Genomic DNA, 20,205 nt, shown 5'->3' on the forward strand with positions numbered 1-20,205 from the left:
GTGACCTGGCCAGTGGAAGCGTAGCGTTTTTCAAAGGCGAAGCTAAGGGATAACTTCAAATAGATTAAAATTTCAATATATATAGAGGGTAGGCGGATCGTATGGATAGAATGGTATTGCATCGTATGGAGTACTACGGATATCATGGTGTTTTTGCAGAAGAACGGAAGCTTGGGCAGCGGTACTATATTGATCTGGAGATTGATATGGACCTGGGTGAGGCCGGACGTAACGATGATCTGACCAAAACGATTAATTATGCGGAGATCCATGAGCTGGTAAAACAGATTGTTGAGAATAAATCATTCCAGTTAATTGAAGCTTTGGGCGAACATATTGCATCTTCTTTACTAGACACTTATACTATTATCAATGCATTGACAGTCAAGGTGACGAAGCCACATCCGCCATTCGATATTCATTTTGAGGGCGTAACGGTAGAGCTTCGCCGCACAAGAAAGTGAGAACCGATCATGATTGCACATTCGACCTCTGAATTCTCAGAGGCTTATATTGCTTTAGGGGCCAATTTGGGTGACCGGGAACAGACGCTATTTGAAGCATTGTCTTTGCTGGATGAACACCCTCATATATCCGTTCTGCGTTGTTCTGCACTATATGAGACGGAGCCTGTAGGATATGTAGATCAGCCTGCGTTTCTGAATATGGCAGTCGCCGTACAGGTGATGCTGACACCAGAGCAATTGCTCACGGAATTACTGGATATCGAGAACCGGCTCGGACGTGTTCGTGATATTCGCTGGGGACCGCGCACCGTTGATCTGGATCTGCTCTGGATGCAAGGTGAGACGCGAGATACCGAATTACTTCAATTGCCTCATCCCCGTATGGGAGAACGCGCTTTTGTACTGGTGCCACTGTCGGATATCGTGCCGGAAGGCGAGATTTCAGGTTTGTATACCTTTGTACACTCATCGTTGTCTGTACTGGATGGAAAGGATGGAATACAGCTTTGGAAAACATGCAATTGGCCAATCGAATCCGGGCATTCCGGAAGCTGAAAGGTTTAACACAACATGAACTTGCGGCCGAGACCGGCATCTCGCTGGCCATTCTGGGAACCATTGAACGGGGAAACCGTAAGGTATCACAGCAAGAGCTTGATCGAATTGCTGGTGTGCTGGCAATCAGTATCGAGGAGTTGCAGGGCAACTAGGACTGTTTCGGTTTCGTCATGTTACAACAACCAAGACACTGATCGAACTTAATATCGTGATATATACAGAATTAAAAAAGGAGTGGAACGACTACCGTGCTTAACATTGGTGGCATTGAAATGAAAAACCAGGTCGTACTTGCGCCGATGGCTGGCGTATGTAATCCGGCTTTTCGTTTGATCGCAAAAGAATTCGGAACAGGCCTCGTATGCGCGGAGATGGTGAGTGGCAAAGCCATTGTCCATGGCAACCAGCGTACACGTGAGATGTTGTTCGTAGATGAGCGTGAGAAACCGCTGAGCCTTCAGATTTTTGGGGGAGATCGTGATTCCCTCGTAGAAGCAGCCAAAATCGTGGACCAAGAAACCAATGCAGACATCATCGACATTAACATGGGATGCCCCGTGCCAAAAGTGACGAAATGTGATGCAGGCGCACGCTGGTTACTTGATCCGAAAAAAATCTATGAGATGGTATCCGCTGTAGTGGACGCAGTTGAGAAGCCGGTGACGGTCAAGATGCGCATCGGCTGGGATAACGAACATATCTTTGCGGTGGAGAATGCGCTCGCGGTTGAACGTGCGGGTGGACAGGCGGTAAGTGTACACGGACGCACGCGTGAGCAACTCTATACAGGTACAGCTGACTGGTCACATATCAAAGATGTAAAAGAGGCTGTCTCTATTCCGGTGATCGGCAATGGTGATGTCCATACACCAGAGGATGCACGCCGTATGCTGGATGAAACGGGTTGTGACGGAGTTATGATTGGGCGTGCCGCCCTGGGTAACCCCTGGATGCTGTATCGTACCATTCAATACTTAAGCACGGGTGAATTGCTTCCTGACCCGAATGGCGAAGAGAAGATCCGTGTTGCCATCCTGCATATGGATCGACTGATCGCATTGAAGAATGAGACAGTTGCCGTACGCGAGATGCGCAAACATCTGGCTTGGTATTTGAAAGGCTTGAAAGGATCAGCTCGCATCAAGGACGTTATTATGGAAGGTACCAAGCGGGATGAGATGGTACAGATTCTGGAGAACTTTGTGAGTCAGCTGAAAAGCGAAGGTAATTTGGAGTCAGAACCGGTAATCGCCGGAAATGCATCTTAATTATAAACGCATCTGTAAAACGTTTACACCTATAGGGGGCGTAACATTGACTTTTCGAGATCGTTCCCCTATAATTTCTCAGTATAAATTCGCCATGTGCGTTAATAAGGCTATAGCATCAGGAGGAATATTCTATTTCTCTGGAGAACTTCATATAGTTTTGAAGATGTATGCGGGCGGAGCTCTGTAACAAGCACTGATTCCGTTGCCGTACAATCAAATTTATTCCCATGACAGGAGAATCGGTTGAGATGAGCGACAAGGAAGTTATCCTTACACCAGAAGGACTCAAGAAGCTGGAAGAAGAATTGGAAACATTGAAATCAGTGAAGCGCCGCGAAGTGGCTGAACGGATTAAGGTAGCCATCGGGTATGGAGATATCAGTGAAAACTCTGAATACGAAGACGCGAAGAATGAGCAAGCTTTCATTGAAGGACGTGTAATCACGTTGGAGAAATTGCTTCGTAACGCGCGGATTATTAACAGCGACGAGATCGATACCGATGCCGTAAGCGTGGGTGCAACCGTCACTGTAGAAGATCTGGAATTTGGTGACATCACGGAATATACGATTGTAGGTACTGCGGAGGCAGACCCGCTTCAGAACAAGATATCGAATGAGAGTCCTGTAGGTAAAGCGATTCTCGGCAAGAAAAAAGGTACAGTGGTTGATGTAAGTGTGCCTGCTGGCGTAATTCAATATAAAATTATGGACATTAAAAAGCTATAGCAACGAAGCAGTTGGGCGCGGTAAACAAAAGCTTCCTTAGGGAAGCTTTTTCAACATTAGAGGAAAAACGCCTCTCGCGATGCCTGCAATGTAAATAAGGAGATGAATACAGATCATGACGGATGAAGTCTTGAATCAGGAAACCGAACTTAGCGAGCTTTTACAAATTCGCCGTGACAAATTGGACGAGCTCCGCAAATTGGGAATCGACCCTTTTGGCCAAAAATACGTACGTACCGAAGAAGCCGGCTCCATTCTGAAGAAGTATGAAGAACTGACCAAGGAAGAGCTGGAAGAGAAGCACATCGAAGTCAGTATTGCCGGACGGATTATGGCGAAGCGGGGAATGGGTAAAGCAAGCTTCGCACATATTCAGGACCTGAGCGGCAGAATCCAGATCTATGTTCGTCAGGATAGCGTGCCTGAAGACAAGTATGCGGCATTTAGCCTGCTGGACCTTGGCGATATCGTTGGGGTAACGGGAGTGATCTTTAAGACCAAAACAGGTGAAACTTCTGTCAAAGTGAAAGATCTTGAAGTGCTGTCCAAATCGCTCTATCCGCTTCCGGATAAATTCCATGGTCTCACCGACGTAGAGCTGCGTTACCGCCAGCGTTATGTTGACCTGATTATGAGCCCGGACGTACAACAGACCTTTATCGCACGTTCCAAAATCATTCAATCGATGCGTCGTTACCTGGATTCCCTTGGATATCTGGAAGTGGAAACACCTACGTTGCATACGATCGCAGGAGGAGCGGCAGCACGTCCGTTCATCACACATCACAATGCGCTGGATATGGAACTGTACATGCGGATTGCGATTGAACTTCACCTGAAACGTCTGATTGTTGGCGGGCTGGAGAAGGTATATGAGATCGGCCGTGTATATCGGAATGAAGGTATGTCCACACGTCACAATCCGGAGTTCACCATGATTGAATTGTATGAGGCATATGCCGACTACAAGGATATTATGCAATTGACGGAGAACCTGGTTGCTCATATTGCACAGGAAGTACTGGGTACGCAAGTGATCCAGTATGGAGATTATGAAGTGGATCTTACGCCGCAGTGGCGCCGTGTTACGATGGTGGATGCAGTTAAGGAAGTTGTGGGTGTAGACTTCTCCGTACACATGACGGATGAGGAAGCACATAACTTGGCGAAGGAACATAAGGTTCCGGTTGAGAAACATATGACATTTGGTCATATCCTGAACGCGTTCTTTGAAGAGTTTGTAGAAGAGACGTTGATTCAACCGACGTTCATCATGGGACATCCTCTTGAAATCTCACCACTGGCGAAGAAAAATGATGTAGATCCACGCTTCACGGATCGCTTCGAATTGTTCATCGTTGGACGCGAGCATGCCAATGCCTTCACAGAGCTGAATGATCCAATCGATCAGCGTCAGCGCTTTGAAGCACAGATGCTGGAGAAAGAACATGGGAACGACGAAGCTCATGAGATGGATGACGACTTCATCCGTGCGCTCGAATATGGTATGCCACCAACAGGCGGATTGGGAATCGGGGTTGATCGTCTGATCATGCTGCTTACTAACTCCCCGTCGATTCGTGACGTACTGCTCTTCCCACACATGCGTCCTCGTACGCAAGATTAAATAAGGAACGTAGAATACGTTCATAATAGAAGAGGAACCTGCCGTTCAGTATCATGCTGGGGCAAGTTCCTCTTTAGGTTTACATAGACGCTAAAATAAAGTTTGTCAGAAGGCCCTTGCTCACAGTGCACCATTAGGGTAACACCGCGTCTTGAATTTGTAAGATTACCTGTTCGTATTTTTGTTAAAAGAGGTGCCCTTCATGAAGTTCAGGCTTCACTTTGCCAAATTCTTATCTCCTCCGTTAATTCTGGTGGGTGGTTTTATGCTTATCATTGCGATGGGAACGGTGCTTCTCATGTTGCCCATCTCCAACCAAAGCGGTATGCATTTGGCATTTATTGATGCGCTCTTTACATCAACCTCTGCCGCTTGTGTGACTGGACTTGTCGTTGTGGATGTAGGGACGACCTTTAATTTGTTTGGTCAGATCGTCATTATGGTATTAATGCAGCTTGGTGGACTCGGCTTCATGACTATGGCTACTCTCTTTGCGCTAGTGTTGGGCAAACGAATCTCGCTCAAGGACAGGCTGTTGCTCAAAGAAGCCATTAATGCAGACAGTATGGAAGGGATAGTACGCATTATCCGCAAAGTGTTGATTTTCTCCTTTACCATTGAAGGGGTGGCTGCCGTCATACTGGCGCTGCGCTGGGCAACGGAGATGTCATTTGGTCAGGCTATATACTATGGAATATTCCATTCCGTTTCCCTGTTTAATAATGGCGGATTTGATCTGTTCGGCAACAGCTTCCAATACTACACCGGAGACTGGCTATTCAATGTGACTGCTTCTGTGCTCGTTATCTCTGGTGGACTTGGATTTGTAGTATTGAATGACTTGTTTGAGTATCGCAAACGTCGCCGTCTGTCTCTTCAGTCCAAACTGGTGCTGTCTGTATCCGGAGGACTGATTGGTATAGGAGCGATTGTGTTGTTTGTTTTCGAATTCACCAATGGACATACACTGGCTTCACTTACCTGGAGCGAGAAGATCTATGCGTCCTTCTTCCAGTCTGTCTCTACACGTTCGTCGGGAACAAGTACAATCGATATCACGGAGATGAGGCAGGCTACCCAATTTTTCTTCATTCTGCTGATGTTCATCGGCGCTTCCCCGGGATCGACCGGGGGTGGGATCAAGACGACTACATTCCTGATCATGATTGGTGCAGTGTATGCCATGATTCGGGGGAATAAGGATATTGTGTTTTTCCGTCAGCGTGTTCCGAAAGAACTGCTAATGAGGGCGCTGACCATTATTATGGTTTCTCTGATCATATTCATGATCGTGGTGATGCTTCTGCTTACGACAGAGGATGCGCCGTTCCTTTCACTGATGTTTGAAGCTGCATCCGCAATCGGTACTGTGGGTCTTTCTGTGGGAGTGACTGATGAGTTGACCAATTGGGGAAAAATCATTATTACCTTTACCATGTTTGTAGGTCGGATTGGGCCATTAACCATCGCGTATGCCCTTCGTCCGCGCAAAGAGAAGAAACTGTATCGTCATCCGGAAGGCCGGATCATTATCGGATAAAAAGAAAAACCGTCAGACATTCAGAACTAACTCCTGTTATCGTAACGGGCCTTAGTCACAACGAATGTGCTGCGGTTTTTTTGGTTTAACGACACAAGGAAGCAAGATGTAAGGTGAGAACATCATCCATGAGCCTGCCATTCATCTGATCTGGTCTAAGCACGGTATGGATACCCAAGCCATCCACCAGTGCATACAATCTTTCGATCTCCAGTTCTTTGTCCAGATCAGGTTTGGAGAGATCGAGTTTAATCAAGTAGGTGATAACAGAACCTACAGCTTTTCTAAGTTCATCATATACGGTATTAGCAAGTCCCTTGAGTGTAGGATCGGTTTTCGATCTGGCTGTAAAAGCGTACCATACCTCCATTTCGGCCAGCTTTTCTTCCGTGTTTGGTAAGAACTCGAGCAATAAGCATTTCATATTGTCCATGGGAGAGCCAGTGAAAGACATTTGTTGGACTCGCTGAGACACTCGTTCAGATACCAAATTCATAGCATATAGTAGTAATTCCGATTGAGTAGAAAAGTAGTGACGCATCGAACCGACCGAAACTCCAGCTTCTTCAGCGATATTCCGAACAGAGGCTTGTTCCATACCATCTCTCCGTATAATACGCCATGCTGCCTCGGCTACGAGCATACGCTGTTTATCGTGATCAACAATTTTAGGCATAGGCATATTATATCACTGTTGATTATTATAGTACACACGTGCTAAATTAAATCTAATACATTTGTATCAAAAAAGGAGAGGCTGAAATGATTGGTTATTTCATTATAGGTTGTGAGATCGCCTTTTGGGTGTTTGTGTTCACGGGTCTGAGTGTCAGGTATCTCCTTGGCATGAAGCGGTTAGGTATCGGTTTGTTAATGGCGACGCCGGTTATAGATCTGTTATTGCTGGTAGCTACAGTTATGGATCTACAGCGAGGAGCTACAGCAAGTTTGATTCATGGCATAGCTGCGGTGTATATAGGAGCAAGCATTGCTTATGGTCATCAGATGATCGCTTGGGCGGATCGATATTTCTTATATTGGTTCAAGGGTGCAGAGAATCCTCGCAGCAACAAGTTATATGGTAGAGAACATGCGAGTCGTGAGCGTAGTGGATGGTTTAGACATCTATTGGCTTGGGCTATAGGAAGTGCTTTTCTATTCGCCATGATATGGTGGATCGGAGATGCTGAACGTACAGCTGCCTTCAATAATCTGATCAGAGTGTGGGGAATGATACTCGGAATCGATTTTCTGATAAGCTTTAGTTATAGTTTATGGCCAAGAAAGGTTCCTGTTAGGAATGTTAAACATTAAAAAGCTGGGTGAGCGTGCATACGAACTGGCTAAGTTGGGAGAATCCCGTATGTACGCCCCGCATTAAATCAAACCGATTGTTAATATAAGATTCAAAAAAAGACTTGCAATGCAAATCTGTACATGGTATATTCTAATTCCGGCCAAGAAAACACAGTTTACACGGTGCGGCAAGCGAATGAAATAAGCTTCGAAAGAAACTTAAAAAAAGAGCTTGCAAAGTTGGTTCGGATGTGATAAGATATAAAAGTTGCTGAGGAGAACAACGCTCGGTAACAAAATAAGTTTGATCTTTGAAAACTGAACAACGAGTGAGTAAACATTCTGCTTGCAGAATGAACGCAAAAGTTTGAGACAAGCCTTGGCTTGGATCGACTGGAGCACAAATGAGATTTTTAATCTCGTCAGATTCAAAATGAGCTTATCGCTCTTTTCAATACTTTATTGGAGAGTTTGATCCTGGCTCAGGACGAACGCTGGCGGCATGCCTAATACATGCAAGTCGAGCGGAGTTGATAGGAAGCTTGCTTCCTTGATACTTAGCGGCGGACGGGTGAGTAACACGTAGGCAACCTGCCCTCAAGTTTGGGACAACTACCGGAAACGGTAGCTAATACCGAATAGTTGTTTTCTTCGCCTGAAGGAAACTGGAAAGACGGAGCAATCTGTCACTTGGGGATGGGCCTGCGGCGCATTAGCTAGTTGGTGGGGTAACGGCTCACCAAGGCGACGATGCGTAGCCGACCTGAGAGGGTGATCGGCCACACTGGGACTGAGACACGGCCCAGACTCCTACGGGAGGCAGCAGTAGGGAATCTTCCGCAATGGGCGAAAGCCTGACGGAGCAATGCCGCGTGAGTGATGAAGGTTTTCGGATCGTAAAGCTCTGTTGCCAGGGAAGAACGCTTGGGAGAGTAACTGCTCTCAAGGTGACGGTACCTGAGAAGAAAGCCCCGGCTAACTACGTGCCAGCAGCCGCGGTAATACGTAGGGGGCAAGCGTTGTCCGGAATTATTGGGCGTAAAGCGCGCGCAGGCGGTCATTTAAGTCTGGTGTTTAATCCCGGGGCTCAACCCCGGATCGCACTGGAAACTGGGTGACTTGAGTGCAGAAGAGGAGAGTGGAATTCCACGTGTAGCGGTGAAATGCGTAGATATGTGGAGGAACACCAGTGGCGAAGGCGACTCTCTGGGCTGTAACTGACGCTGAGGCGCGAAAGCGTGGGGAGCAAACAGGATTAGATACCCTGGTAGTCCACGCCGTAAACGATGAGTGCTAGGTGTTAGGGGTTTCGATACCCTTGGTGCCGAAGTTAACACATTAAGCACTCCGCCTGGGGAGTACGGTCGCAAGACTGAAACTCAAAGGAATTGACGGGGACCCGCACAAGCAGTGGAGTATGTGGTTTAATTCGAAGCAACGCGAAGAACCTTACCAGGTCTTGACATCCCTCTGATCGATGCAGAGATGTATCTTTCCTTCGGGACAGAGGAGACAGGTGGTGCATGGTTGTCGTCAGCTCGTGTCGTGAGATGTTGGGTTAAGTCCCGCAACGAGCGCAACCCTTATATTTAGTTGCCAGCACTTCGGGTGGGCACTCTAGATAGACTGCCGGTGACAAACCGGAGGAAGGTGGGGATGACGTCAAATCATCATGCCCCTTATGACCTGGGCTACACACGTACTACAATGGCCGGTACAACGGGCTGCGAAATCGCGAGATGGAGCCAATCCCAACAAAGCCGGTCTCAGTTCGGATTGCAGGCTGCAACTCGCCTGCATGAAGTCGGAATTGCTAGTAATCGCGGATCAGCATGCCGCGGTGAATACGTTCCCGGGTCTTGTACACACCGCCCGTCACACCACGAGAGTTTATAACACCCGAAGTCGGTGGGGTAACCGCAAGGAGCCAGCCGCCGAAGGTGGGATAGATGATTGGGGTGAAGTCGTAACAAGGTAGCCGTATCGGAAGGTGCGGCTGGATCACCTCCTTTCTATGGAGAATCGTTTCCTGCAACGGAAACATTCAAAACTGCAGCTTAGCTGCAAAACACTCACTCGTTGCTCAGTTTTGAGAGCTCAAACTCTCAAACAGCTTGCTTTTGCATGGAGCTTGTTCTTTGAAAACTAGATATCGAAACGAAACAAACGCGAATTAGAACATTCCTTTTTAGCTGAACTTGTGTTAAACAAGTTTCAATAAAAACGGTAGATTGCACGTACGATGGTATCGAATGGGAGTGACTTTTGGCTTTGCGCAAGCAAACCAAGGAAAGCGAGCAGTCGAAACCGGAGCACGAGGTTAAGCTACTAAGAGCACACGGAGGATGCCTAGGCGCTAGGAGCCGATGAAGGACGTGGCGAACAACGAAACTGCCTCGGGGAGCTGTAAGCAAGCTTTGATCCGGGGGTGTCCGAATGGGGAAACCCAGCTGGGGTAATTTCCAGTTACTCATAACTGAATACATAGGTTATGTAGAGGCATACCAGGGGAACTGAAACATCTAAGTACCCTGAGGAAGAGAAAACAATAGTGATTCCGTCAGTAGCGGCGAGCGAACGCGGAGAAGCCCAAACCAAAGAGCTTGCTCTTTGGGGTTGTGGGACGTCTCACATGGAGTTACAAAGGAACCGGTTAAGCGAAGAGGTCTGGAAAGGCCCGCCAAAGAAGGTAAAAGCCCTGTAGTTGAAAGTCTGTTCCCTCCGAGACGGATCCCGAGTAGTGCGGGGCACGTGAAACCCCGTATGAATCCGGCAGGACCATCTGCCAAGGCTAAATACTTCCTAGCGACCGATAGTGAAGCAGTACCGTGAGGGAAAGGTGAAAAGCACCCCGGAAGGGGAGTGAAATAGAACCTGAAACCGTGTGCTTACAAAAAGTCAGAGCCCGTTTTAGGGGTGATGGCGTGCCTTTTGTAGAATGAACCGGCGAGTTACGTTCCCGTGCAAGGTTAAGGTGAAGAGCCGGAGCCGCAGCGAAAGCGAGTCTGAATAGGGCGACTGAGTACGTGGACGTAGACCCGAAACCGGGTGATCTACCCCTGTCCAGGGTGAAGGTGCGGTAACACGCACTGGAGGCCCGAACCCACGCATGTTGAAAAATGCGGGGATGAGGTGGGGGTAGCGGAGAAATTCCAATCGAACTCGGAGATAGCTGGTTCTCCCCGAAATAGCTTTAGGGCTAGCCTCGGAAAACAGAGTCGTGGAGGTAGAGCACTGATTGGGTGCGGGGCCCGCAAGGGTTACCAAGCTCAGTCAAACTCCGAATGCCATAGACTTACTTCCGGGAGTCAGACAGTGAGTGCTAAGATCCATTGTCAAAAGGGAAACAGCCCAGACCATCAGCTAAGGTCCCCAAGTGTGTGTTAAGTGGGAAAGGATGTGGAGTTGCACAGACAACCAGGATGTTGGCTTAGAAGCAGCCACCATTGAAAGAGTGCGTAATAGCTCACTGGTCGAGTGACTCTGCGCCGAAAATGTAACGGGGCTAAACACACCACCGAAGCTATGGCTTGATGCTTTGCATCAGGGGTAGGGGAGCGTTGTATAAGGGTTGAAGGTGTACCGTAAGGAGCGCTGGACATTATACAAGTGAGAATGCCGGTATGAGTAACGAAAAGATCAGTGAGAATCTGATCCGCCGAAAGCCTAAGGGTTCCTGAGGAAGGCTCGTCCGCTCAGGGTAAGTCGGGACCTAAGGCGAGGCCGAAAGGCGTAGTCGAAGGACAACAGGTCGAAATTCCTGTACCACCGTAAGCCGTTATGAGCAATGGGGGGACGCAGTAGGGTAGTGACGCGGACTGATGGATGTCCGTCTAAGCAGTGAGGCTGATGTGTAGGCAAATCCGCACATTGTAAGGCTGAGCTGTGATGGGGAGCGAAAATTGTAGTAGCGAAGGTCATGATCTCACACTGCCAAGAAAAGCCTCTAGCCAGGTGATGGTGCCCGTACCGCAAACCGACACAGGTAGGCGAGAAGAGTATTCTAAGGCGCGCGGAAGAACTCTCGTTAAGGAACTCGGCAAAATGACCCCGTAACTTCGGGAGAAGGGGTGCCCCGGTAGTGTGAATAGCACGAGGGGGCCGCAGTGAAAAGGCCCAAGCGACTGTTTAGCAAAAACACAGGTCTGTGCGAAGCCGTAAGGCGAAGTATACGGGCTGACGCCTGCCCGGTGCTGGAAGGTTAAGGGGAGTGGTTAGGGAGTAATCCCGAAGCTGTGAACCGAAGCCCCAGTAAACGGCGGCCGTAACTATAACGGTCCTAAGGTAGCGAAATTCCTTGTCAGGTAAATTCTGACCCGCACGAATGGCGTAACGACTTGGGCGCTGTCTCAACGAGAGATCCGGTGAAATTTTAATACCTGTGAAGATGCAGGTTACCCGCGACAAGACGGAAAGACCCCATGGAGCTTTACTGCAGCTTGATATTGAATTTGGGTACGATCTGTACAGGATAGGTGGGAGCCTTTGAAGCATGAGCGCCAGCTTGTGTGGAGGCAACGTTGGGATACCACCCTGATCGTATCTAGGTTCTAACCTGGTACCGTAATCCGGTGCGGGGACAGTGTCAGGTGGGCAGTTTGACTGGGGCGGTCGCCTCCTAAAGAGTAACGGAGGCGCCCAAAGGTTCCCTCAGAATGGTTGGAAATCATTCGAAGAGTGCAAAGGCATAAGGGAGCTTGACTGCGAGACCTACAAGTCGAGCAGGGACGAAAGTCGGGCTTAGTGATCCGGTGGTACCGCATGGAAGGGCCATCGCTCAACGGATAAAAGCTACCCTGGGGATAACAGGCTTATCTCCCCCAAGAGTCCACATCGACGGGGAGGTTTGGCACCTCGATGTCGGCTCATCGCATCCTGGGGCTGAAGTAGGTCCCAAGGGTTGGGCTGTTCGCCCATTAAAGCGGTACGCGAGCTGGGTTCAGAACGTCGTGAGACAGTTCGGTCCCTATCTGTCGTGGGCGTAGGAAATTTGAGAGGAGCTGTCCTTAGTACGAGAGGACCGGGATGGACGTACCGCTGGTGTACCAGTTGTTCCGCCAGGAGCACCGCTGGGTAGCTATGTACGGACGGGATAAACGCTGAAAGCATCTAAGCGTGAAGCCCCCCTCAAGATGAGATTTCCCAGTATGTAAGACCCCTTGAAGACGACGAGGTAGATAGGCTGGGGGTGGAAGTGCAGCAATGCATGGAGCTGACCAGTACTAATCGGTCGAGGGCTTATCCAATAGCAAGTTGTAATTCGCATGTTTCGTTTCGAATCTAGTTTTCAGAGAACAACTCTGAAATGTAAGCTACGCGTTTGGTGGCGATGGCGGAGGGGTTCCACACGTACCCATCCCGAACACGACCGTTAAGCCCTCTAGCGCCGATGGTACTTGGACCGCAGGGTCCTGGGAGAGTAGGACGCCGCCAAGCAAAGAACCACTGCCGATGTTATTCGGTGGTGGTTTTTATTATATAGTTATATTATGCAGTATGGGATTAAAATACAGATTGAATTAGGTAATTTATCAGCACAATAGTATGTATAAAAGTAACGTTATTCGATAAGAATTGACGTTTTTTTGCGTAATAACTAGACTTGTCCGCTCTGGAAAAACAGTTGTGTTCATCAGGCAATACACCTGATATAACCAAGTACTTTTCCTTGACAGTCTAAATATCGCTTTGCTAAGATGGCAATAATAAATTTTTCAGAAAACGTATTTTCGGCGTAAAATACAGCCTGGAATCTTCGGGTTTTGGACCGTAAAGCTGAGCAAACATAAGGAGGAACACTTGCGTGTGGGAAGATAAATTTGGTAAGGAAGGCCTCACCTTTGATGATGTATTGCTAGTGCCACGGAAATCCGAGACACTGCCTAAAGAAGTAGATGTATCTATTCGTTTGAGCGATACTGTAAAGCTAAATATTCCTTTGATCAGTGCGGGTATGGATACGGTAACTGAAGCGACCTTGGCTATTGCGATTGCACGTGAAGGCGGTATCGGTATTATCCATAAAAATATGTCGGTTGAACAACAGGCAGAAGAAGTAGATCGTGTTAAACGTTCGGAGAGTGGTGTTATTACGAATCCATTCTCACTGACTGCAGATCATCTGGTATCTGATGCGGAAGCAGTAATGGCGAAATATCGGATCTCCGGTGTACCTATTATTGAAGGAGATCAGAAGCTGGTTGGTATTTTGACCAACCGCGATTTGCGTTTTATCCATGATTACGGCATCAAAATTAGCGAAGTCATGACTCGTGAGAATCTGGTCACCGCTCCTGTTGGCACCACATTACAAGAAGCTGAGGGTATCCTTCAGAAGCACAAGATTGAGAAACTTCCATTAGTTGATGAGACAAACACATTGAAAGGTCTTATCACGATTAAAGATATTGAGAAAGCCATTCAATTCCCTCATGCAGCCAAAGACGCTCAAGGACGTTTGTTGGTTGGTGCAGCGATTGGTATTTCCAAAGATACATTTGAACGTGCAGATGCTTTGGTACAAGCTGGTGTCGATCTGATTACGGTAGACTCGGCGCACGGACACCACATCAATATCATTGAAGCTGTACGTCAGCTTCGTGAACGTTTCCCTACCCTGACCATCGTTGCAGGTAACGTTGCTACTGGCGCAGCCACTCGTGATCTGATCGAAGCAGGGGCTTCGGTAGTCAAAGTGGGTATTGGTCCAGGTTCGATATGTACAACACGTGTAATCGCTGGTATTGGTGTACCTCAAGTAACTGCAGTCTACGACTGTGCAACAGTGGCACGCGAATATGGAGTTCCGATTATCGCGGATGGCGGAATTAAATATTCTGGTGAGATTACGAAGGCACTGGCTGCAGGCGCACACGCGGTGATGCTGGGAAGTTTGTTTGCCGGCACAGCGGAAAGCCCGGGGGAAACTGAAATCTTCCAAGGACGTAGCTACAAAGTTTATCGCGGTATGGGTTCAATGGCTGCAATGAAACAAGGTAGTAAAGATCGTTACTTCCAAGATGATGACAAGAAACTGGTTCCGGAAGGAATCGAAGGTCGTGTCGCTTACAAAGGACCACTGTCTGATACGATCCACCAACTGATTGGTGGTCTGCGTTCGGGTATGGGATACTGTGGTACAAGTAACTTGGAGCAACTTCGTAACGATACAGGCTTTATCCGAATTACAGGTGCGGGACTGCGCGAAAGTCATCCCCATGATGTACAGATTACCAAAGAAGCACCTAACTACTCGTTGTAATCGGAAGAGAGTTAATCATTTCCAAGACAGGCTCGGTGATTTTCACCGGGTCTGTCTTTTTTTGCAGATACCCCTGTGATAGAATAGAACAAGCGGTGACGATCCAAGGGTGGATTAAGGCGTTGCGGCGGCTATTTGACGTGAATCTATGAATATGGTTTTGAAAAGCAAATGCAGTGCCAGAAAAGGCTGCCAGTTAAACAGAAGCGCGGACGTCCTTTTACATAAGCATTTGCAAAATGCGGACTAAGTGACAATCGATAACGAACTTTAGGAGCAATAATATTGCTCGTTCGATACAGCGCATATAGCACACATCTCATACATCAACCACGAGGTTAGGGAACAAGAAAATCGCAGCATAAGCTGCACTGAAGCAATTAATAATGCTTTGGATCGAAGGGAGTATTCATCATTGAAAGCCAAACACATGAATAAAAAGAAACGCCAAATGCTCAAAAAGAGCGTAGCCTCGGTAATGCTAATTAACATGCTTTGCATGTCTGCAGTAATGCCGGTCATGGCTGCTGCCGATAACTCCGGTCAGGTTCTGACTGCTGCGGCAACAACAACGAAGACGGAGAAAGCTGTGCAAGTCCCTGGGGTAGACTCACTTGGGCTTGAAGTTAGATCAGCGGTGCTTATGGAAGCCTCAACGGGACAGATTCTACTAAATGTTGATGCGGATAAAGCGATGCCACCTGCAAGTATGACCAAGATGATGACAGAGTACATTGTCGCAGAACAGGTCAAACAAGGTAAATTCGGCTGGGACGATATTGTAACTGTCAAAAAGAATGCTGCACAAAGTATCGGGTCGCGAATTTTCCTCGCGGAAGGTGACCAGCACACAGTTAAGGATCTCTATATTGCTATGGCTGTTGGCTCTGCCAATGATGCTACGGTTGCTTTGGCTGAACATGTTGCCGGTTCGGAAGAAGCTTTCGTGAAAATGATGAATGATGAAGCGAAGCGTATGGGCATGAAGGATACGTTCTTCATCAACTCTTCCGGTCTGGATCGAGCAGATATGCCTGCCGACTTCCGCCCGGCGGAAGATAAAGAAACAGTAATGTCCGCACTGGATGCAGCGATTCTGTGCAGATATATCATCATGGATCACCCGGACTACAAAGATTTTACAACTATTCAATCCTATAAGTTCCGTCCCAATGATAAAGCCCCAATTATCAATTACAACTGGATGCTGGAAGCGAATAAAAATATAACCAATTTCAAAAGCTATGCCTATGAAGGTCTGGATGGAATGAAAACAGGCCATACCACGAACGCAGGTAATAACTTTACAGGTACAGCAGAACGTAACGGTATGCGTCTAATTAGTGTTGTTATGGGCACAGATTCGGAATCCGCACGTTTCAGAGAAACTAAAAAGGTATTGGACTATGGATTTAACAACTTTGAAGTGAAGCAGGCTGTTGCAGGCAAGACCAAAGTGACGGGCTGGGAAGCGGTACCTTTGAAAAAAGGGAAAGAAACAACGGTTCCTGTTGTAACAGATAATGCGGTAAGTTTCGTTGTTCCCAAAGGTACTCAGAACCTGGATGTGACCTTCAAAGCTAACGTAACTGAGGCTGACAAGCTGGTAGCACCAATCAAGGCAGGTACAAAGGTTGGTACAGTAACGTACACGTATAAAGCAGAAGGAATTGAACCTCAGGAAAAAACAGTGAACTTGATCACAGCTGAAGAGGCTGAAAAAGGCGGATGGTTCCGTTTGTTCTTCCGTGCTGTGAAAGATTTCTTCGTGGATCTCTTTGACGGAATCAAAAATCTCTTTTAGTCTATATTTCCGACCGGATGGATTGTATATTTACAATTTTTCCGGTAAAATATCAAGTTAGAATTCACGTATGATGAAGTAAAAAAGTACAATGTTCGTTTACCATATGCAAGATCGTGGCTGGTAAGAGAAGGGGAATGAGCGTATGAAGATCGGCGTTTTAGCACTTCAAGGAGCTGTAACAGAGCATATTCGAAGTATTGAACGTGCTGGAGCAGAAGGTATAGCTATCAAACAGGTTCAGCAATTGGAGGACTTGGACGGTCTTATCCTTCCTGGCGGGGAAAGCACAACGATCGGTAAACTGATGCGCAAGTATGGGTTTATGGATGCCATTCGCGCGTTTGCTGCTGAGGGCAAACCGGTATTTGGTACCTGTGCTGGCTTGATCGTTATGGCTAAACACATTGCAGGGCAGGAAGAAGCTCATTTGGAGCTAATGGATATGACTGTATCACGAAATGCATTTGGACGGCAGAGAGAAAGTTTTGAGACGGATTTGCCAGTCAAAGGCATTGAGGAAACGGTAAGAGCTGTGTTTATACGGGCACCCTTGATCGAGAGTGTCGGAGACCAGGTCGAAGTTCTCTCCACATACAAGGATGAGATTGTTACTGCTCGTCAAGGGCATTTGCTGGCTTGCTCCTACCATCCGGAATTGACGGATGACTATCGTCTGCATACTTATTTTGTAGACATGGCCAGATCCTACAAACATACGGTAGACTCTAAATAATGCATGATGTACAATCTATGATCTCCCGGTCATCGGATCACTTCCCCAGAAGCCTTGTAAGGCCGCTGGATGGCGGTTGCATCTGAACGGATGCCTGATGTTGCCTGTATCTGCTTCAAAGCGGGAATCGCAGCGGAGGGTGACACCGGGGATATAGGTTGTTTTTTGGGTTACAGGTTCCGATAAGTATATAGTAAGGTATATACAGTAGAGTTTTGAGAATGGATTTAACATAAGGCTTCACGTTGTGAGGTTATTTAGGAGGGGTATATCGTGCTTGATGTGAAAATATTGCGGAATGAGTATGCACGTGTAGAAGAAGCATTGACTAAACGTGGCAAATCGCTGGATCTTATCGCTGGATTTACCGAGATGGATGCCAAGCGTCGGGAATTGCTTCAAGAGAGTGAAACGCTGAAGAGTCGTCGGAATACAGTCTCCGCAGAAGTTGCTAGACTGAAGAAGAATCGTGAGAATGCTGATGATCTGATTGTGGAGATGCGCGATGTCTCTGATCGAATCAAAGCTATGGACGAAGAAGTTCGGGAACTGGAAGTGAAGATCAATGATCTCACAATGGCGATTCCGAACATTCCTAACGAAACGGTACCTACTGGAGCTTCTGAAGACGACAATGTTGAGATTCGTCGTTGGGAAGAGCCGAAGTCATTTACTTTTGCACCGAAAGCACACTGGGAAATTGCGCAGGATCTCGATATTCTTGATTTTGAGGCGGCTGCCAAAGTAACAGGTTCCCGTTTTACCTTTTATAAAGGTCTGGGTGCGCGTCTGGAACGTGCATTGATTAACTTCATGATGGATCTGCACAGTGATCAACATGGATATGAAGAGATTCTGCCTCCATACATCGTTAATCGGGACAGCTTGTTTGGAACAGGTCAACTGCCTAAGTTTGAAGAAGATCTGTTCAAGTTAAAAGATACTGAATATTATCTGATCCCTACTGCTGAAGTTCCAGTAACGAACTACCATCGCGAAGAGATTCTGAATGTAGATCAATTGCCTAAGCACTTTGTGGCATACAGCTCTTGTTTCCGCTCTGAAGCCGGTTCCGCTGGACGGGATACACGTGGATTGATTCGTCAGCATCAGTTTAACAAAGTGGAGCTGCTCAAGCTCTCTACTCCAGAGACTTCGTATGAAGAGCTGGAGCAAATGACTCAAAATGCGGAGCGTGTGCTTCAATTGTTGGGCTTGCCGTATCGCGTTCTGACATTGTGCACGGCTGATATGGGCTTCACTTCAGCTAAAACGTATGATATTGAGGTATGGTTGCCTGAGAGCAATACCTATCGTGAGATTTCTTCGTGCTCCAACTGTGAGGACTTCCAGGCACGTCGTGCCAATATCCGTTTCCGCAGAGAGCCAAAAGCCAAACCGGAATTTGTTCATACATTGAACGGGTCAGGATTGGCCGTTGGACGGACGGTAGCCGCTATCCTGGAGAACTATCAACAGGAAGATGGTACGGTTGTTATTCCTGAAGCATTGCGTCCTTATATGGGTGGCACAAGTGTAATTGCACGTCGCTCTTAAGCGTTAGTTAACCATCCTCATCAAGAGGAATACAAATTCAATCCGTCATTTCTGAATGGCGGATTGGAGTGTTTTGTATAACGGAGGCAGTTGTCTGATACAGGATCATCATTTTTAATATAAAAAAGGTTGCATTATAATGTCGAGATGTGGTATGATACTTTTCGTGGCAAGTTTATAAAAGTTAATTCCCTGGAGAGGTACCGAAGCGGTCATAACGGGGCGGTCTTGAAAACCGTTAGGGGGCAACTCCACGTGGGTTCGAATCCCACCCTCTCCGCCATACTACACTTATAACAAGGACTCGAGCGATCTCGCTCGGGTCCTTTTTTGCGTTGTGAGTTTGTTAAACGTAGTGAGTATACAGGTTGGTGACTGATGTATACGTTGCACAGTACAACGTTATATTTTGAATAAGCTTAATATGTATAAAAACATCCTCATCGCCGCACTTTATAGGAGTGGAGGTGGTAAGATGAACCGCGAGTTAAACATCAATCAGACAGAGCTTGTAGGGGCTTGGCAAGAACGTTTGCCTCAAGTCCTGAATGTTGGAGACCAGGCTCAGGTAATGGCCGATGAAGCCGATCAGCAGGCGATTCGGATACACATTGCTACAGCTGGGCACGAGATGTACTCTTTTGATTTCAAATGTGCATATGTCGATTCCCGTGAAGTCAGCGTACAGCTGATTGATGTGGAACGGGATGGACGAACCACGGATGAGCGTACAGAACCGATTCAGGAACTGGCTCACGATTATACACGGCACATTCATGAATGCGCCCAGTCGTTACAATCCCAGACGAGATAATAGCCTGAAATCTGAAGGAGTGAACTCAATTGACTAAAGCCAAAGCGGGAGTAGACAAAAACCTGCAAAATGTAGTCGATGATCTGGAGCAGCCTGCCGTAAACAGTCATCATGCCCAGCAAATTCAGCAAGATATTAATGATCGCCGTCATCAGGATGCACTGAATCATGACAAAACGGAAGATAGGGACCCATCCCATTCCTAACAATGATGAGGGGGCAATAATATGAGTAAACCAAAAACAATTCCCGTACCGGAAGCGCAAGCATCCGAACAGCATCGTCATTCATCCAAACGCTCTTCCATGCAGGAACCATTATCCGGTTCCAAAAAAGTAAAAAATCAAAATCATGTGGATCATTTGAATCCCCAAGGTTAATAGAAGAAACAGATTCACGCAAAAGTCCCTTGTTACCTAACAGGGGCTTTTTGCGTATTCATACATATATAAAGACAAGGACATGCTTATTCCCAAAGCTGACATAGGTCTTTGTAGCCATTTTAAAGAGGAAAGATCACATTTTTCCCAAATTAGGTTTCGGTAT

Annotated in this window: 16 protein-coding genes, 1 tRNA gene and 3 rRNA genes; 19 read left to right on the top strand and 1 reads right to left on the bottom strand. The window is 47.2% G+C overall.

What is annotated here, in order from left to right; all coding sequences use genetic code 11:
• Window positions 1-101: 101 nt before the first annotated feature.
• From folB to MHB43_RS00395, 7 genes are all read left to right on the top strand, one after another.
• On the top strand, window positions 102-464 hold the full coding sequence (folB, locus tag MHB43_RS00365; RefSeq protein ID WP_036606103.1) for a dihydroneopterin aldolase: 363 nt from the start codon (window positions 102-104) through the stop codon (window positions 462-464).
• Between the two features lie 9 nt (window positions 465-473).
• On the top strand, window positions 474-1,022 hold the full coding sequence (folK, locus tag MHB43_RS00370; protein ID WP_221825800.1) for a 2-amino-4-hydroxy-6-hydroxymethyldihydropteridine diphosphokinase: 549 nt from the start codon (window positions 474-476) through the stop codon (window positions 1,020-1,022).
• On the top strand, window positions 983-1,177 hold the full coding sequence (locus MHB43_RS00375) for a helix-turn-helix transcriptional regulator (RefSeq protein WP_339242857.1): 195 nt from the start codon (window positions 983-985) through the stop codon (window positions 1,175-1,177). The genes folK and MHB43_RS00375 overlap by 40 nt, the downstream gene beginning before the upstream one ends.
• Before the next feature lie 96 nt (window positions 1,178-1,273).
• Complete coding sequence (gene dusB, locus MHB43_RS00380) at window positions 1,274-2,293, top strand: tRNA dihydrouridine synthase DusB (RefSeq protein ID WP_237178588.1); 1,020 nt, start codon at window positions 1,274-1,276, stop codon at window positions 2,291-2,293.
• A 251-nt stretch (window positions 2,294-2,544) separates the two neighbouring features.
• Window positions 2,545-3,024: a transcription elongation factor GreA gene (gene greA, locus MHB43_RS00385; protein WP_036606099.1), complete on the top strand. Its 480-nt coding sequence runs from the start codon at window positions 2,545-2,547 to the stop codon at window positions 3,022-3,024.
• A 115-nt stretch (window positions 3,025-3,139) separates the two neighbouring features.
• Window positions 3,140-4,651, top strand: coding sequence for a lysine--tRNA ligase (lysS, locus tag MHB43_RS00390; RefSeq protein ID WP_047844500.1), 1,512 nt, complete (start codon window positions 3,140-3,142; stop codon window positions 4,649-4,651).
• A 202-nt stretch (window positions 4,652-4,853) separates the two neighbouring features.
• On the top strand, window positions 4,854-6,191 hold the full coding sequence (locus tag MHB43_RS00395; RefSeq protein WP_405131091.1) for a TrkH family potassium uptake protein: 1,338 nt from the start codon (window positions 4,854-4,856) through the stop codon (window positions 6,189-6,191).
• 85 nt (window positions 6,192-6,276) lie between these two features.
• Here MHB43_RS00395 and MHB43_RS00400 read toward each other — a convergent pair whose 3' ends face one another.
• The gene (locus MHB43_RS00400; protein ID WP_405131092.1) at window positions 6,277-6,867 is read right to left on the bottom strand and encodes a TetR/AcrR family transcriptional regulator; all 591 of its coding nucleotides are present in this window, start codon (window positions 6,865-6,867) and stop codon (window positions 6,277-6,279) included.
• Window positions 6,868-6,953: 86 nt separating this feature from the next.
• Here MHB43_RS00400 and MHB43_RS00405 point away from each other — a divergent pair, with 86 nt between their 5' ends.
• The 12 genes from MHB43_RS00405 (at window position 6,954) to MHB43_RS00460 (ending at window position 20,039) form a co-directional block, all read left to right on the top strand.
• Entirely contained in the window at window positions 6,954-7,505 is a 552-nt protein-coding gene (locus MHB43_RS00405) for a hypothetical protein (protein ID WP_405131093.1), read from the top strand.
• A 441-nt stretch (window positions 7,506-7,946) separates the two neighbouring features.
• Window positions 7,947-9,499: ribosomal RNA gene (locus tag MHB43_RS00410) — 16S ribosomal RNA — on the top strand.
• A 306-nt stretch (window positions 9,500-9,805) separates the two neighbouring features.
• Window positions 9,806-12,733, top strand: a 23S ribosomal RNA gene (locus tag MHB43_RS00415).
• A 73-nt stretch (window positions 12,734-12,806) separates the two neighbouring features.
• Window positions 12,807-12,923, top strand: a 5S ribosomal RNA gene (gene rrf / locus MHB43_RS00420).
• Together the 16S, 23S and 5S rRNA genes form the textbook arrangement of a ribosomal RNA operon.
• 367 nt (window positions 12,924-13,290) lie before the next feature.
• Window positions 13,291-14,748, top strand: a complete 1,458-nt coding sequence (guaB, locus tag MHB43_RS00425) for an IMP dehydrogenase (RefSeq protein ID WP_237178627.1) — start codon at window positions 13,291-13,293, stop codon at window positions 14,746-14,748.
• Between the two features lie 415 nt (window positions 14,749-15,163).
• A complete protein-coding gene (locus tag MHB43_RS00430; protein WP_405131094.1) occupies window positions 15,164-16,552 on the top strand; it encodes a D-alanyl-D-alanine carboxypeptidase family protein in 1,389 nt (462 codons plus the stop codon).
• Window positions 16,553-16,697: 145 nt separating this feature from the next.
• On the top strand, window positions 16,698-17,288 hold the full coding sequence (pdxT, locus tag MHB43_RS00435) for a pyridoxal 5'-phosphate synthase glutaminase subunit PdxT (protein WP_036671585.1): 591 nt from the start codon (window positions 16,698-16,700) through the stop codon (window positions 17,286-17,288).
• Window positions 17,289-17,561: 273 nt separating this feature from the next.
• Window positions 17,562-18,845, top strand: a complete 1,284-nt coding sequence (serS, locus tag MHB43_RS00440) for a serine--tRNA ligase (RefSeq protein WP_405131095.1) — start codon at window positions 17,562-17,564, stop codon at window positions 18,843-18,845.
• Between the two features lie 194 nt (window positions 18,846-19,039).
• A tRNA-Ser gene (locus tag MHB43_RS00445) sits at window positions 19,040-19,128 on the top strand.
• 192 nt (window positions 19,129-19,320) lie between these two features.
• Complete coding sequence (locus MHB43_RS00450; protein ID WP_339181043.1) at window positions 19,321-19,659, top strand: hypothetical protein; 339 nt, start codon at window positions 19,321-19,323, stop codon at window positions 19,657-19,659.
• Between the two features lie 29 nt (window positions 19,660-19,688).
• Window positions 19,689-19,865, top strand: coding sequence for a hypothetical protein (locus MHB43_RS00455; RefSeq protein ID WP_017691325.1), 177 nt, complete (start codon window positions 19,689-19,691; stop codon window positions 19,863-19,865).
• 21 nt (window positions 19,866-19,886) lie between these two features.
• Window positions 19,887-20,039, top strand: coding sequence for a small acid-soluble spore protein P (locus MHB43_RS00460; protein ID WP_036607296.1), 153 nt, complete (start codon window positions 19,887-19,889; stop codon window positions 20,037-20,039).
• The last annotated feature ends 166 nt before the right edge of the window (window positions 20,040-20,205 follow it).

Origin of the sequence: Paenibacillus sp. FSL H8-0317 (assembly GCF_045040685.1) — a bacterium.
Lineage (GTDB): Bacteria > Bacillota > Bacilli > Paenibacillales > Paenibacillaceae > Paenibacillus.